Here is a 15,043-nt window from a genome sequence, read left to right as displayed (position 1 = left end):
GATCCGGGTCATGTTCGAGGAATTGCACCGCGAGATCCCCGACGTCGTCGCCACCGAGGAGCCCGCCCGGCTGCTGTCGCCGTTCATCCACGGCATCAAGACCCTGCCGATCGCCTGGACGCCGCCGGGCTGATTCCGGCCCGTTGCGCAATGTCAGGACCTTATAGTCGAACCCGTGCAGACTCCGAAGACCGTGGCAGTCGGTGTCGCGCTCGCCGCGGCAGCGATAGCCCTTGCGCCGACTGCCGCAGCCGGCATGCTGATCGGCAACTACGAAGTCGAGACCAACCGGGATCCCGGCCACTCCTGGCTCTGGGAGGTCAGGAAATGCCGATTTGACGAGCCGGACTGCGTCCATGTCCAGGGCACGCCGAGGCCCAACGGACAAGCGGTGCCTTGGGATGCGGATGCCCACCTCGCGAATGGTCGCTACACGATGGTGGTTGACGTGCCCGACGGGGTGCGCTGCGTTGTAACCTTCCTGCCGTCGCACGACACCTATTCATGGGACGCGGTGACGTTGGCCGGTTCGGTGGACTCCACCTTCGACGCCGGCTGCGGCGGCGCGCCCGGCGGCACGGTGTCCTATCCGTTCTCGCTGCAGCGGTACTGACGGCATCCCTTGTCGGGTCGCGCGCGCTGCCAAGGGCGTATGGCAATATCTGAGACGTGGGTACACGTTTCGCCGCTAAATTCCTTGCTGTCGTTGTCCTTATCACTTGGGCTGCTCTTGGTGGTTTCATTCCATCAGCGTCAGCCGCGGACTGTCCGGACGTAGAAGCCGTGTTCGCCCGGGGCACTACGGAGGCGCCCGGTGTCGGCGCAATCGGGCAGGCATTCGTCGATTCGCTGCAGTCGAAAGTCGGGCCCAAGAGCTTCAGGGTCTACGCAGTCGATTACCCTGCCACCACAGACTTTCCGACTGCAGTCAACGGAATCAGAGACGCCGGCAATCATGTTGAGTCGATGGCGGCCAGCTGTCCCAAAACCAAAATGGTGCTCGGCGGGTATTCGCAAGGCGCGGCTGTGATGGGCTTCGTCACCTCGGCCGCAATACCCGACGGGGTCGACGCCGCCGACGTACCCAAGCCGATGCCGGCCGACGTGGCCAACCACGTGGCCGCGGTCACCCTTTTCGGCACGCCGTCAAACCGATTCATGGATACGGTCGGCGCGCCGCCGGTGGTCATCGGTCCGCTATATCAGCCCAAGACACTGGAGTTGTGCGCCGGCGACGATCCGGTCTGTTCCGACGGCGGCGACTGGGCCGCCCATGCCGCGTACGCCGACGACGGGATGGTCGATCAGGCAGCGAATTACGCCGCCAGCCATATCTAGCCCGCCGCGTGGCGCTGAGCTCTCAACCGACCGACACCGCTGACCCGGCGAAGAGCTGACCCCATACGTCACGGGCCGCCGACTGCGCATCGGCAGAAGTGTGGGCGCAGATGTCGCCACCATTAGCGAGATGCACGAGCGCCCAGGCCATTGCGAACACCGGTATCTGATGACGTTGTGCCGCATCGAGCAACTCGTGGAAAGCAGTTTCTGAGGAACACCTACGAAGGCCGATGATGATGCCCTTCGCGGTGTCGAGGATGCGACTACCGTGCACTTCCGCCGTCATGCCGTGCTTACCTCCTGTTGAGCATGCGAATATCCGATTGCGCCGATGTGGATATTTCGCGAGCGTGATCCATGATTTGCGCAAGTAGCCGACCACGGCCAGATCACCGGCGAGATCGGTACGCGGCTGTAATCGTCTTGGTACCCAACGCCGAGGTTGACCCCACGTCGCGCGCGGCACCAGTTCGTACAGGATGATGTGCTGGTGTTTGGGCTTGTCGTAATCGTTGCGCTCTTCGCCACAGTGATCGTCGGAACGGTCCTTGGCCGGCGCTATCGAGTCGGCCCACCGGTTCTGCTGATCGTGCTCGGAGCGCTGCTGGGCTTGATCCCCGAGGTCGGTGGCGTGCGGCTCGATGGGGAGATCGTGCTGCTGTTGTTCTTGCCCGCGATCCTGTACTGGGAAAGCCTGAACACCAGCTTTCGCGAAATTCGCGCGAACCTACGTGTCATCATCATCCTCAGCATCGGGCTGGTCATCGTCACAGCTGTGGCGGTGTCCTGGACGGCACGAGCGCTGGGAATGGAGTCCCATGCGGCGTCGGTCCTCGGTGCCGTGCTCTCCCCCACCGACGCCGCCGCGGTCGCCGGTCTGGCGAAACAATTGCCGCGCCGGACGCTGACGGTGTTGAGGGCGGAAAGCATCATCAACGACGGGACCGCGCTCGTCCTGTTCACCGTCGCCGTCTCCGTCGCGGTTGGCGGGGCTCCGGTCAGCCCGAGCGCCTTGACGGCCCGCTTTATCGGTTCCTACGTCGGTGGTATCTGCGCCGGGCTGCTGGTCGGGCTCGCGGTGACGCAAGTGCGGCGCAGACTCGACGCGCCGCAGGAGGAAGGCGCGCTGAGCCTGCTGACGCCATTCGCCGCGTTTTTGCTCGCCCAAGCAATTCATTGCAGCGGCGTGGTCGCCGTACTGGTGTCGGCGTTGGTACTCGCCTACGCCACACCGCATGTGACCCGAGCTCGTTCCCGGCTTCAGACTTTCGCGTTCTGGGACCTGACTACCTTCCTGATCAACGGCGCGCTATGGGTGTTCGTCGGCACCCAAATGCCGCACGCGGTGCGCGGTATTGCCGGCGTCGACGGCGGAGTCCGCCACGCGGTAGCACTGGCTCTTGCCGTCACCCTCGTGATCATCGTGAGCCGGTTTGCCTGTTCCGAAGCCGTGACCGTCTTGATTCGCATGGTGGACAGGCGCGAGCTGCAGCGCGCCCGTCGGGTCAATTGGCGCCAGCGCGTCGTATCCAACTGGGCGGGTTTCCGTGGCGCGGTATCGCTTGCCGCGGCGTTGGCCATCCCGCTGACCACGCACAGCGGCGCGCCGTTTCCAGATCGCAGCCTCATCGTCTTCGTCGTCTGCGTCGTAATTCTGGTGACCGTGCTCGTCCAGGGCACCACGCTGTCCGACGTCGTGCGCTGGGCCCGGATGCCCGAAGACGTAAGTCACGCCGACGAATTGCAACTGGCCCGCTGCCGTGGTTCGGCGGCCGCTCTCGAAGCCCTGCCGATAGTCGCCGGTGAATTAGGTCTTGGCGACGACCTATTGAGGCGGCTGCGAAAAGAATACGAAGAGCACGCAGCGCTCATCGAAGCCGGCGCCGACCCGGAGGGTTCGACTGAAGTCGCCGAGCGCAGCGATCTTCTGAGACGGGTGCGCCTGGGCGTGCTCGAGCATAAGCGCCGCGCCATCATCGAGCTGCGCGACAAAAATCGAATCGATGACATCGTGCTGCGTGAGCTTCAGTCGGTGATGGACCTTGAGGAGGTTCGACTGCTCGATCCCGCCGATACCGAGTGACGAGGCGAAAGACCTTACCGTGTAGATACTTTGGCGGCGATCTGGTTGGCGATGTCGACGGCTGAGTTCTTCGGGTCGGGGCTGCAGGTGTTGACATCGATGATGACGTTGTTTTTCCGCGCGAGCGCGCGACCACAAGCCCAACCGCCGGCCCTGGCATTTTGTTGCGTTGCAATCGTGCTCAGCGCTCCGTCGGCATCGGATATCGGCGCGACGGTCCATTGTGTTCCGGACTGGATGTGGGTATAGCCGTGGCAGGCCGGCCAACGTAGGGCCGACGCGATCACGAAGAGGCCCGCCTGTTTGGCGGTAGGAAACAACACCACCGCCTGCTCGGCGTAATGGGTGAAGTTATCGCCATCGTTGAGCGCCCGATCGCGCACAGCGGTGAACCCACTGTTGGCATAGACCGGCGCTTGCGCCGCACCGTCGATGGCCAGGCATTCCAACGGCTTCATGGTGGCGCTGTCATCGGACATCGCGTCGTGCCTTCTGGTGACCGCCAGTGCGTTCGCGCCCATCACGGGGTTGATCTGCTCCGGGCTAAGCAGCAACTCATCAAGCTCACGCTCGACAACCGGACGTGGAATAAGCGAGGTCTTGGTCGTCGTCGATTTGACATTTGATTGGTTGCTACCGGCGCCACAGCCGGCGCCGAGAATGCAGATGCCGGTAACGGCTAATGCGGCCGTTAAATGGCGCATCACGTCATCCTCATTCCCGCCGTAGCCCCAACCCATACCGCGGTGCGATAGCCCTACGGCGTTGCCGGTCGGAACTCGCGCGCGTTCAGCCTACCGCGCGCTTCGGCTGCCAATACCATGGAATCAAGCCAATTTTAGAGTCCGCTCAGTGATTTCAAATCGGACCGGAGATGGTTTGCGGAATACACCACGGCCGTGATGTGTAAAGGCAACACAACGTGATCGGCAGCGAATCGTCAAAGGGCTCATGGACTTAGCCCGCATTGGGTACCGTCGACGCGTGTCTCTTCGCCGAGAAAGTCCAATTCGCGGGCGCCGGCTGCGAATCGATGAGGCGCTGATGGAACGCGCCTTGATGAGCCCGGTCGGCTACCAGTTCCTGCTTCGAGTAGCCCCGCGCATCGACAAAGTTCTGATCCCTCGGACACACGGCCGGCTGAGCTCGGCCGGATTCGACAAGGTAGGGCTGGTTACGACCACCGGCGCGAAGTCGGGGCAGCCGCGGACCCAGCCGCTGGCATTGATCGACGACTCGGACGGGCTGCTTGCGATCGGATCCAACTATGGTCGCCCGCCGCATCCGGCCTGGAGCGCCAACCTGCTGGCGCACCCCGAATGCACGATTGAGTTCATGGGCCCGTCTGCGAAGTACCGCGCCGAGCTGCTCACCGGTGATGCCCGCGCCGAGGCGTGGGCCACTGCTACCGACTGGTACGCCGGCTACGAGCGCTACCGCGCCAGCTGCGCACCGCGCGAGATCAGGGTCTTCCGGCTCCGACCCATCTCCTGAGCGCGCTTACCGGCGTCTTCGGTCCTTGGAGTTCATGGCTTGTTCAGCCAACCGTCGATGTCAGCTCGTTGACCGCACACAAGCAGCGGTTCTGCTCTAGCGTATGCGTGTCGTTCAGGTCGCCAACTTCTACGGACCTCGCTCTGGCGGCCTTCGTACCGCCGTAGACCGGCTGGGGGCGGAATATTGCGCCGCGGGCCACCAGGTGTTTTTGATCGTCCCTGGTCGGCATGCGGCACAGACCAAGCTGCCCACCGGCGTGGTGCGAATTACCGTGCCCGCCAGATTGATTCCGTTCACCGGCGGCTACCGAGCGGTGCTGCCGGGACCAGTGCGGACACTGCTGGAGGCGCTCAGACCGGACACGTTAGAGGTCTCTGACCGTCTCACCCTGAGATCACTGGGCCGCTGGGGCCGCGATCACGGCGCGACCACGGTGATGATCTCCCATGAGCGCCTTGATCGCCTTGCGGGCCAATTACTTCCGCGTCGGACCGCGAGGGCGTTCGCCGATTTCGCCAACCGGCGCACCGCGGCCACCTACGACACCGTGGTATGCACCACCGGGTTTGCCCGCGAAGAATTCGATCGCATCGGCGCAACGAATACGGTCACCATCCCACTGGGCGTTGACCTGGAAACCTTTCACCCGTGCCGGCGCTCCGCGCTGGTACGTCAGCGCTGGGCCAGGCCGTCGCAGATCCTGCTGGTGCATTGCGGCCGGCTGTCGGTAGAAAAGCGGGCCGACCGCAGCATCGACGCGCTCGCCGAATTGTGTGCGGCCGGTGTCGATGCGCGCCTGGTCGTGGTGGGCGACGGCCCGTTGCGCGCCAGATTGCAACGGCAAGCCGCGCGATTGCCAATCGATTTCACCGGCTTCGTTTCCGATCGGCACGGGGTGGCCGCGCTGCTGGCTTCGGCTGATGTCGCACTCGCGCCCGGGCCGCACGAAACGTTCGGGCTGGCTGCGCTGGAAGCACTGGCGTGTGGCACACCGGCGGTGGTTTCCCGCACGTCGGCGCTGAGCGAAATCATCACCGCAGACTGCGGAGCGCTGGCCGACAACACTCCCGCGGCCATTGCCCGAGCGGTCAGCGCGATCGTCAGCAGACCCGAAGAGCACCGGCGGGCCGCTGCGCGACGCCGTGCCGAGATGTTCACCTGGCACCGCGCGGCAGTCGGCATGCTCACTACGCTCGGCGCGCTGCCAGTCCCCGACGAGCGGGCGGCTGGCGGGAACACCGCGTAGCGCTACGCGCTGCGGCGTCTAGCCGGGGTTAGCTTCTGGACGCGCAGTGGCCGGTCCGACTTGGCCGGTGAGCGGATTGACTTGGACAGTCATCGGTCCCCGTTGCCCGGCTACGTTTGCCTGTCCGCGCTGCTGCGCTTGGGCGAGGGCATTGATCACCGGGTTGTTCTTCATCATCTCTTTGCGATCTTCCTCGGACAGCTCGTAAAACGCCCAAAGCCCCCAGGCGGCAGGCCGGACATACAGCGTCACTTTCTGGTGCCGACGCTTGTTTTGCGACAACACCGCGGGAATGGGCACGACCCGATCCAGCGTCGCGGAACTAACCAGCTCCTGAGCGATCTTGTCCACATCCACCGCGTCTTGAAGCTCATAGACCAACGATTGGTGAGGTGTGTGGGAAGGGCCCTGGAGGGCCAGGAACCACGCCATCCGGCGTCTCCTTCGGTCGTCGTTATCAGCGCAACTGTAAAGGACGCAGCCGCGTTCAGCGGATGGGATCCGGGAACGCTACCGGGCTGGCGGGCGCGCCTCGTGCAACGACGACCGGCATCGACGTCGACGCGTTGGTCCGCAGGATTGTGTCCACCACGTCGACGAGGTCATCGACCGGCATCAACTTGCCCGGCATGCAGCCCCGAGATGACCACAGCGGAACGGCTTTCATCGCGAGGTCCATATCCCACCCGACGTTCATCCCGGTCGCGCCATCGCCCTCGCCGCCACCGCACTCCCCCACGATCAGGCAGGTGAAGCCGATGTCGGGATGTTCGGCTCGCCAGGCATCGACGAGTTGCTCGAGCGCAGCCTTGCTGACGCCATACGCGCCAAGCCCCGGCCAGGGCGGTCCGAACGGACCCGCATCGGAGGACAGGTAGACCGCCTTGCCCGCCGACTCGGTCAAGTGCGGTACCGCCGCCGCTGTCACCAGCGCGGCGCCAATGACATTGGTATCGAAGACCCGCCGCCAGGTTTCCGCATCGGTGTCGACCATCCGGACGAGTGGCCCGATCGCCGGCGTGTAGATCAGGGAGTCGATACCGCCGAGCGCAGCGGCGGCATCGTTGATGGCCGATCGACACGAGGCCTGGTCGGTGACATCGCATTCGATGGCGACCGCATCCGGGCCCGCTTCCTTGGCGGCGGCCTCGATGCGCTCGCGGCGCCGGGCAAGCAACGCGACCTGAGCGCCCCGCTGCGCGAGACCGACGCCGATGCAACGCCCAAGACCGCTTGATGCGCCGATCACCACTGTCCTTGACATATTTGCCCCTTCTTGTAACGAGCCCGCCGCAGGCACAGCGTATCGGCCACCGTTTTTCCGCGTGCTTGGACACCCACAGCAAGTGCTCAGCGAATGCCTACAAATAGTCGCTAGCGTGGGGATTTGTGAGTTTAAACACATCGACGACGGGCTAATCCTGCTGGCAAGCGTGGCGCGCGCCCCGCGCCCTCACTGAATTCCTGGAGTGTGACTAGATGGGTACGACCACTTTCGCCGTGACTGAAATGGGCCCCGACGAGCGCGACTACGAAAACTGGCTGACTACCCTGACCCAAGCCTCTGCCCGCCTCGACCTCCTGCAGACGGTCGTCACCGAGCTATACGAGATGTGCGAAAAGGAAGACGTCGTACAAAGCGAGCAGGTCTTGGCAGTACTTGAACGGCGCGGCGCGATTGCGAAGGCCGACGCCGCCTAGCTGCGGCGGGCACTGCTCACTACCGTGAGCAGCATGAAATATCTGGATGTCGACGGAGTCGGAAGAACCAGCCGGATCGGGCTGGGCACCTGGCAGTTCGGGTCGCGCGAGTGGGGCTATGGCGACAGCTACGCCGCTGGTGCCGCGAAAGACATCGTTCGTCGCGCCCGCGCCCTGGGCGTCACGCTGTTCGACACCGCCGAGGTATACGGACTGGGCAAAAGCGAACGGATCCTCGGTGAGGCACTCGGCGACGAGCGCACGGAAGTCGCGGTGGCCAGCAAGATCTTCCCGGTCGCGCCCTTCCCCGCCGTCATCAAGCAGCGCGAGCGCGCGAGCGCGCGCCGGCTGCAGCTGGACCGCATCCCGCTCTATCAGGTCCACCAGCCCAACCCGGTCGTGCCCGACTCGGTGATCATGCCGGGCATGCGCGACCTGCTCGACAGCGGCGCGATCGGGGCGGCCGGCGTCTCGAACTACTCGCTGTCGCGTTGGAAGAAGGCCGATGCCGCGCTCGGACGACCCGTGATCAGCAACCAGGTGCTTTTCTCGCTCGCCCGCCCTGCCGCACTGAACGACCTCGTTCCGTTCGCCGAGCGGGAGAACCGCGTCGTGATCGCTTACAGCCCGCTGGCGCAAGGGCTGTTGGGCGGCAAGTACGGCGTGGATAACCGTCCTGGCGGCGTTCGCGCTGTCAACTCGCTCTACGGCACGGAGAACTTGCGCCGGATTGAGCCGCTGCTGCAGACGTTGCGTGACGTCGCCAAGGACGTCGATGCCAAGCCGGCCCAGGTCGCACTGGCCTGGCTGATCAGCCTGCCGAACGTGGTCGCCATTCCCGGCGCATCAAGCGTTGAGCAGCTTGAGTTCAACGTCGCCGCCGCCGACATCGAGCTGAACGCAGAGTCCCGCACCGCGCTGACCGACGCGGCCCGCAATTTCCGGCCGGTGTCGTGGAGTCGATTCCTCACCGACACGGCCCGCGAGAAGGTCCTCGGTCGCCGCTAGGGCCGCGACTCCTCGGGGGTCCACGCCAGCGGCTGGCCCGGCTGGCCGGGGAATAGATAGTCGATGAAAGCCGCGGCGGTGGGCTGTGGTTCGTGATTGGCCAGGCCTGGTCGCTCGTTGGCTTCGATGAAGGCGTATTCGGAGCCGGTGATGTCAGGCACCAGCAGGTCGATGCCCGTCACCCGGATACCGATGGCGTCGGCAGCAGCCACGGCAACCCGGCAGAGTTCCGGGTTCACGTCCGGGGTGACGTCGTGGATCGTGCCGCCTTGATGGAGGTTGGCGGTGTGCCGGACGCGAAGCCGAGCTCCTTTCGGCAGGACGTCGTCCATCGACCATCCGGCTTCCGCGACGGTCGCCTCGGTGAGCTCGTCGAGCGGGATGCGTGACTCGCCACCGGTGGCCGCAGAGCGCCGCCGGCTCTCGGCGGCAACGAGATCTCGCACGCTGTGTTCACCGGTGCCGATGATCTCGGGGGGCAGCCTCAGCGCGGCGGCCACTACCCGGCCGTCGATCACCACCAACCGCAAGTCGCTGCCCGGTACCCGCTGCTCGATGAGGACCTCCGGGTGTTGTTCTCGCGCGCGTGCGACTGCGGCGGCAAGCTCGTCCGGACCATGGTCGGCGACGATGCCGACAGTGATGCCTTTGCCCTGTTCACCGCGAGTCGGTTTGACGACGACCTCCCTGACTTCTTTGAGGAACGCGTAGTCGTCATCGTTCATGGTCGCCAGCCGGGCCCGAGGCACCGTGATGCCGGCCTCGGAGACCAGACGCCGCGTCAAGCGTTTGTCGTCGCACCGGCACATCGCGATCGCGGTGGTGAACTCGGACAGCGACTCGCGGGTGATGACGCTGCGGCCACCGTGGGTCAGTCGCATCTCACCGGCGCCCGCATCCAGAACCTCGACCCAGATACCGCGGCGCATCGCCTCATCGGCGATGATCCGCGCGTAAGGGTTGAGGTCGTCGACCGTCTCCGGTGGCGGCGCGAACAGCGGCTCGTTGATCGCGTTCTTGCGTTTGATCGCCAGCACTGGAACGCGGCGAAAGCCCAGCTTCTCGTACAGACCGATGGCCGCGGCGTTGTCATGCGCGACTGAAAGGTCAAGGTAGAAGCGGCCCTTACTGCGGAAGTGCTCGGCCAGCGCCCGGGTCAGCGCTTCGCCTATTCCGGGAAGTCCGGCGGCCGGGTCGACCGCCAGTGTCCACAAGCTAGATCCGTGCTCCGGATCGTTGAAGAGCGTCTTGTGGTCGACACCGGTCACGGTGCCCACCACGGCGTTGTCGTTGTCGCGCACTGCGAGCAGGTAAATCACCGAGTCGGCATGCAGGTGGTTGTCCCAGATCGTCTCAAGCGGCGACGGGACCATTCCGCAGCGCACGAATACGCGGTTCATGGCGTCGGCATCGTCCGGATCGTTCAGCGTCCGCACCGTCACTCCGATCGGTGGCGGAGCCAGGCTTTCCTCGGGCGAGTCATCAGCGAAGCGCAGTCGGTAGGTGTGGCTGGGATCGATGAAAAGCTCATTCGGCGCTCCCGCGACCACCACATGGGATTCGCGCGCGTAGATGCAGATGTCGCGCCGCCCGGCCACTTCCCGTCGCAGCGCCTCGGTCAGCGTGCGGACATCGGCGAAAGTTTGGCCGAAAATTAGTTTGCCCCAGCCTAATTCGAGCTCTACGTCTTTCGCCATCTCGTCGACGAGGTCTGGCGGAGACGCATCATGGAGGCCAAGGGTGATTGCCTCGGTATGGTCCTCTGCCGGATCGATAGCGGTCATGCCGCCGGACCTTGTCCGCCGTGGCCCTGTGGCCACCCCGATTCCCACGTCATAGCCATGTCGTTTACCCAATTCAACAGTTGGTCTATCAACTTCCCTGTCGTATTCGCGGCCGCGGCATCAACCCCTAGTCTGGCACTGGCCGGATCTGCGTGCAGCCCCAGCTACTGCTTGAAGCGCCCCGCGAACCCACGCAACGGCAGGTCGGCGCTGGTGATGAGGCCTGGCCGCGCCGCCACCACCGACTTGATCGAAGCGAGCGCAGGCATGCCGGTGACGGTCATGCCGATCGAGGCGAAGTTCTCCGGATTGGACAGATCCACGCCCGGCTTCGGAAAGATCATGTGCTTGTTGTAAACGCACGGATCACCGGTGATTTGGGTGATGTAGCAGCCTTTGATGTTCCAACTCGGGTCGGTGTGCGGGGTCATCTGCCATTCCAGATGCGTCTCGACTCGCGGGACGCCGGCCACCATGCCCTGGTATTTGATGTAGTTGCCGCCCAGCGAGCCCTTGGGCAGCGTGTACCAGCCCAGGTCGACGTCCTTGGTGCACGCGCCCAGCTCATAGCTGAATTTCACTTCGTCCAACGCCACATCGAAGCAGTCGGCCATCAGCAGCACGCTGTCGGCAAAGACCCGGGTGTACTTCTCCAGCTTTGCCGGGATTTCCGGATCGTCCACCGGCAGGCCGTAACCGACCTCGATCCAGGTGTCCTTGGAATGATGACACGACACATCCACTGATTCGATCGTCGTGATGTTCTCGATCTCGGCGACATCAGCCGAACAGACCACGCCCAGAATCTGATTCAATCCGGGGTTCATCCCAGTGCCGTAGAACGTGGCGCCGCCCTTTACGCACGCCTCCTGTAGCAGCTGGCTCACCGGCTTGCCCGACGGGTGCGGGTGATTCCTGTCGCGGTGCCACCCGGTGATCCAGTCGGCGGTGGTGACGATATTGATCCCTGCCTCAAGGACTTTGACGTAGAGGTCCTCGTCGGGGAAGACGCCGTGGAAAGTGAGGACATCGGGCTTGGCCGCAATGATCTCTTCGAGACTGCCCGTCGCCTTCACGCCGTTGGGAGCCAGGCCGGCCAGCTCACCCGCGTCCCTGCCGATCTTTTCCGGCGAGTAGCAGTGCACACCGATGAGTTCCAGGTCGGGTTGTGCGGCAATCCTTTTGATCATCTCCGAGCCGACGTTGCCGGTGGCTACCTGAAACACGCGAATCGGTCGAGCGGTCACTGGGTGGCACCTTTCTGGGCTGCGGCGTAGACGTCGGCGGCGCTGCCACCGATGCCATCGGGATAAAACTGCTTGGCCCACTTGCGAATTGCGGTGAATCCCGCATACTCGGCGGTGGCCAGCGCGGGTGGATCCGAATAACGCTGGTGGCCCCAGATGTGGACGTCCTGCTCGAACTGCCGGATCACTTCTTGTCCGAATTCTCGGGCCCTGGTCTCGGCGTTCGTCGGGTTTTTGCCCGGTGTCCGGCCGATATAGACCATGAACCGCACATCGGAGGTGGACTCGTCGACCGGGGTTATCGCGGAAATCGTGCGGTTGTCGACCATGCCCCAACTCTTGGTTACCGCGATTCCCAGACCACCGTTGATGGCCTCCACGCGGCTGTCGATGTCCTCGATCTTCTGGTTGTCGTCACCCTCGAAGGTGATGGTGAAGTCGACGAACGATACCGGTTCGTCGAAGTCGTGGCGGGTGAAGATCGGCACAATCGGGGTGTTGTGCACGTACTTGAAATGGGCGAAATCCACGCCGTTTTCGAGCACGTATTGCGGGTGTAGTTCCAGACGTTCCCGGAACAACCTCTGCTGGGGGTAGTAGTCGTCGGCGCTACTGCCGTCATTGAATCCGGCAAACACGTCCGGCGCGTCGAAGTAGGGCGCACGACCCTCGACGTCGTGCCAAATGTAGACCGACGCATTGCGTTCGACCACCGGATAGGTCCGAATCCGCCGGCCCTTATTGGGGCGATCCTGGTACGGGATACAGACGTTGCGGCCCTGCTGGCTCCATTGCCATCCGTGAAACGGACACTGCAATACCTCGCCCACAACCTTGCCGCCGTAACCAAGGTGGGCCCCCAGATGTTCGCAGTAGGCGTTCATCACCGTGAGCTGACCGGAATCGGCGCGCCAGGCGACCATCTCCTGATCGAAGTACTTCATCGTGTGAACATCGCCAGCGCCGATCTCGTCGGACCAGGCAACCTGAAACCAGCCGGTCGGCTTCATCGACAACGGCGGTTTGGCCATGTCAGCAGATCATAGTGGGTACTATGAAAAACGGCTAGTATGCGAAGCATGCCTCGCGCGCAGGTTCAGCATCGACGCAGCAACAAGCGCGGTTTGGCCACCCGCCAGACAATGCTGGACGCCGCGGTGCGCTCGCTGGCTTCGGGCGACCCGGGCGCGGTGTCGGCAACCCGGATTGCCAAGGAGAGCGGCGCCACGTGGGGCGCGGTGCAGTATCAGTTCGGCGACGTGGACGGGTTCTGGGCAGCCGTGCTACACCGCACGGCCGAACGCCGTGACGCGACGATGACGGCGTTGACCAGCGTCGAATCGGACGCACCGCTACGGGAGCGGGTTGGCGCGATCATCGAGACCCTCTACCACGGCCTGGCGTCCGACGATTCCCGCGCGATTGAGAATCTGCGGGCAGCACTCCCCCGCGACCACAAGGAGTTGGAGCGTCTGTATCCGCGGACTGCTACCGAGCTTTTCTCCTGGGGCAAGAGCTGGCAGCAAACCTGCCAGAATGCGTTTGCCGGTTTGGGTGTCGACCCGCAGCGCGTCCGCGAAGTGGCCGCCCTGATTCCTGGTGCGATGCGCGGGCTGGTCTCCGAGCGCCAACTCGGCTCCTATGCCGATCTTGATGAAGCCCGCCGAGGGTTAACCAATTCCCTGGCAACGTATCTCGAGCCGCTCGCGGCGCCGAACCAGGATGCTGGGTAGCCACTCCCCGACATCGACGGCTTCGATCCAGCGGGTGCGCGTGAGCAGCATGCCCAATGCGATGCGGGCTTCCAAACGCGCCAGCGCGGCTCCCACGCAGAAGTGGGCACCCTTGCCGAACGTCACATGATCCTTGGCGCTGGTTCGGTTGAGCCGAAATTCATTCGGTGCATCGAAGTGTTCCGGATCACGGTTGGCGGCACCCCACAGGAGCAGCAGATGGGCGTCTGCCGGCACGTCGATCCCGGCCAGCGTCGTCTCGCGCAGCACGTGTCGGTAGTGGCCACGAAACGGCGACTCGAAACGCAATGTCTCCTCGATGAAATTGCCTAGCAATTCAGAGTTTTCGCGAACCCGCCGTTGGATCTCGGGGCGGTCGGCGAGAATCCACGCTGCGCTGCCCAGTAGCGACGCCGTGGATTCGCCGGCGGCGCCAAAAAGGGTGAGCATGATCGCCAGCGCAGGGGTTTGTTCGAGCTCACCCGCCGCGCAACGGCTGGCCAAATCGGCGATCAGACCGGGTTCAGTACTGGCACTTGACTTCTCGAAATGTTCCACGACGTAGTTGGAAAGTTCAAAGGCCGCGATTCCGGCCGCTTGGAGTTGGTCGGGGGTGACAATCCCGTCCAGCAGCATGGTGGTCGCGTAGCCGCGCCGGATGAGATCGTCGACGTCCTCATCTGGCAGGCCCAGCAGCCTCGCGACCACCATCATCGGAAGCCGGTTGGCTATCGCGCTCATCCACTCGATCTGCCCGTCGTGCAGGTGCTCATCCCACAACCGGTCCGCGGTTTCGGCCGCGAACTCTTCGATGATCCGAACCCGCTTCGCCGACAAGTGCGGCAACAGAATTTTGCGGTGCAGCGCGTGCACCGGATCGTCGGCGATGGCCAACGCGTGCGAGGGATCCCCAAGCGGGACCATGCCGAACGGGGTGACGGTGCCGTCATCGTGATAGACCATCGTCGCAGTCAGGTTCGATGAAAAATCCTCCGCACGTTCGACAGCCTCCAGCACCGCATCCCACCCGCACACGACGTAGAACACCGAGTCGCCGATGCGATGCACGGGCGCCTCTGCACGCATGCGGTCATACAACGGGTATGGATCCTGCAATCCCGCTGCGCTGAAGAACTGGGTCGGATCAGCTACGACCGTCATGGGTTCAGGCTGAATGCCACGAGCGGCGCGGGTCAACGGTGCGCGACAAAGTTGATGAGCTGCTGCCGCCCGGGCCGATCGTGGTCCGACTCGACTGCGGCCCCGCGACCTGGGATTTAAAGTGAGAATATTGAGCTGAAAATTCTCAACGTGAGAGATCTAATTCAGCGTGCTGCGACCAAGGGAGCTAGGTGAGATGCCACGCCACGATTGGCTGGTCGGACGGGATCGCCGAAGCGAAG

At 63.9% G+C, this 15,043-nt stretch carries 17 protein-coding genes; 9 read left to right on the top strand and 8 right to left on the bottom strand.

Annotation, left to right across the window (positions count from 1 at the left end; genetic code table 11):
* The 3 genes from WBF82_RS07090 to WBF82_RS07080 form a co-directional block, all read left to right on the top strand.
* A partial coding sequence (locus tag WBF82_RS07090) for a hypothetical protein (RefSeq protein WP_424382358.1) occupies window positions 1-133 on the top strand: 133 nt, incomplete at its 5' end.
* Between the two features lie 123 nt (window positions 134-256).
* The gene (locus tag WBF82_RS07085; protein WP_424382357.1) at window positions 257-613 is read left to right on the top strand and encodes a hypothetical protein; all 357 of its coding nucleotides are present in this window, start codon (window positions 257-259) and stop codon (window positions 611-613) included.
* Between the two features lie 56 nt (window positions 614-669).
* Window positions 670-1,338, top strand: a complete 669-nt coding sequence (locus WBF82_RS07080; protein WP_424382354.1) for a cutinase family protein — start codon at window positions 670-672, stop codon at window positions 1,336-1,338.
* A 22-nt stretch (window positions 1,339-1,360) separates the two neighbouring features.
* Here WBF82_RS07080 and WBF82_RS07075 read toward each other — a convergent pair whose 3' ends face one another.
* On the bottom strand, window positions 1,361-1,627 hold the full coding sequence (locus WBF82_RS07075; RefSeq protein WP_424382353.1) for an ANTAR domain-containing protein: 267 nt from the start codon (window positions 1,625-1,627) through the stop codon (window positions 1,361-1,363).
* Window positions 1,628-1,831: 204 nt separating this feature from the next.
* Between WBF82_RS07075 and WBF82_RS07070 the strand changes: the two genes are divergently transcribed.
* A complete protein-coding gene (locus tag WBF82_RS07070; protein ID WP_424382352.1) occupies window positions 1,832-3,424 on the top strand; it encodes a Na+/H+ antiporter in 1,593 nt (530 codons plus the stop codon).
* Window positions 3,425-3,438: 14 nt separating this feature from the next.
* On the opposite strand, the gene WBF82_RS07065 is transcribed toward WBF82_RS07070, so the two are convergent.
* On the bottom strand, window positions 3,439-4,128 hold the full coding sequence (locus WBF82_RS07065; RefSeq protein ID WP_424382356.1) for a sensor domain-containing protein: 690 nt from the start codon (window positions 4,126-4,128) through the stop codon (window positions 3,439-3,441).
* A gap of 280 nt (window positions 4,129-4,408) precedes the next feature.
* Between WBF82_RS07065 and WBF82_RS07060 the strand changes: the two genes are divergently transcribed.
* The gene (locus WBF82_RS07060; protein ID WP_424382351.1) at window positions 4,409-4,918 is read left to right on the top strand and encodes a nitroreductase family deazaflavin-dependent oxidoreductase; all 510 of its coding nucleotides are present in this window, start codon (window positions 4,409-4,411) and stop codon (window positions 4,916-4,918) included.
* 103 nt (window positions 4,919-5,021) lie between these two features.
* Complete coding sequence (locus tag WBF82_RS07055) at window positions 5,022-6,167, top strand: glycosyltransferase (RefSeq protein WP_424382350.1); 1,146 nt, start codon at window positions 5,022-5,024, stop codon at window positions 6,165-6,167.
* A gap of 18 nt (window positions 6,168-6,185) precedes the next feature.
* Here WBF82_RS07055 and WBF82_RS07050 read toward each other — a convergent pair whose 3' ends face one another.
* Window positions 6,186-6,599: a hypothetical protein gene (locus tag WBF82_RS07050; protein WP_424382349.1), complete on the bottom strand. Its 414-nt coding sequence runs from the start codon at window positions 6,597-6,599 to the stop codon at window positions 6,186-6,188.
* A 55-nt stretch (window positions 6,600-6,654) separates the two neighbouring features.
* Entirely contained in the window at window positions 6,655-7,419 is a 765-nt protein-coding gene (locus WBF82_RS07045) for an SDR family oxidoreductase (RefSeq protein ID WP_424382355.1), read from the bottom strand.
* Between the two features lie 227 nt (window positions 7,420-7,646).
* Here WBF82_RS07045 and WBF82_RS07040 point away from each other — a divergent pair, with 227 nt between their 5' ends.
* Entirely contained in the window at window positions 7,647-7,868 is a 222-nt protein-coding gene (locus WBF82_RS07040) for a hypothetical protein (protein ID WP_424382348.1), read from the top strand.
* 33 nt (window positions 7,869-7,901) lie between these two features.
* The gene (locus tag WBF82_RS07035; protein WP_424382347.1) at window positions 7,902-8,876 is read left to right on the top strand and encodes an aldo/keto reductase; all 975 of its coding nucleotides are present in this window, start codon (window positions 7,902-7,904) and stop codon (window positions 8,874-8,876) included.
* On the opposite strand, the gene ngg is transcribed toward WBF82_RS07035, so the two are convergent.
* From ngg to WBF82_RS07020, 3 genes are all read right to left on the bottom strand, one after another.
* Window positions 8,873-10,660 (bottom strand): N-acetylglutaminylglutamine synthetase, encoded by a 1,788-nt coding sequence (ngg, locus tag WBF82_RS07030; RefSeq protein WP_424382346.1) that lies wholly within the window; start codon window positions 10,658-10,660, stop codon window positions 8,873-8,875. The genes WBF82_RS07035 and ngg overlap by 4 nt on opposite strands.
* Window positions 10,661-10,824: 164 nt before the next feature.
* Complete coding sequence (locus WBF82_RS07025; RefSeq protein WP_424382345.1) at window positions 10,825-11,907, bottom strand: dihydrodipicolinate reductase; 1,083 nt, start codon at window positions 11,905-11,907, stop codon at window positions 10,825-10,827.
* Window positions 11,904-12,938 (bottom strand): Rieske 2Fe-2S domain-containing protein, encoded by a 1,035-nt coding sequence (locus tag WBF82_RS07020; RefSeq protein WP_424382344.1) that lies wholly within the window; start codon window positions 12,936-12,938, stop codon window positions 11,904-11,906. The genes WBF82_RS07025 and WBF82_RS07020 overlap by 4 nt, the downstream gene beginning before the upstream one ends.
* 48 nt (window positions 12,939-12,986) lie before the next feature.
* Between WBF82_RS07020 and WBF82_RS07015 the strand changes: the two genes are divergently transcribed.
* Window positions 12,987-13,640, top strand: a complete 654-nt coding sequence (locus WBF82_RS07015; protein WP_424382343.1) for a TetR/AcrR family transcriptional regulator — start codon at window positions 12,987-12,989, stop codon at window positions 13,638-13,640.
* On the opposite strand, the gene WBF82_RS07010 is transcribed toward WBF82_RS07015, so the two are convergent.
* A complete protein-coding gene (locus WBF82_RS07010; RefSeq protein WP_424382342.1) occupies window positions 13,578-14,801 on the bottom strand; it encodes a cytochrome P450 in 1,224 nt (407 codons plus the stop codon). The two genes, WBF82_RS07015 and WBF82_RS07010, sit on opposite strands and share 63 nt — an antisense overlap.
* Between the last annotated feature and the right edge of the window lie 242 nt (window positions 14,802-15,043).

It is taken from the genome of Mycobacterium sp., assembly GCF_049673265.1.
Taxonomy (GTDB): Bacteria; Actinomycetota; Actinomycetes; order Mycobacteriales; family Mycobacteriaceae; genus Mycobacterium.
This window is presented reverse-complemented; position numbering and strand designations above follow the sequence as displayed.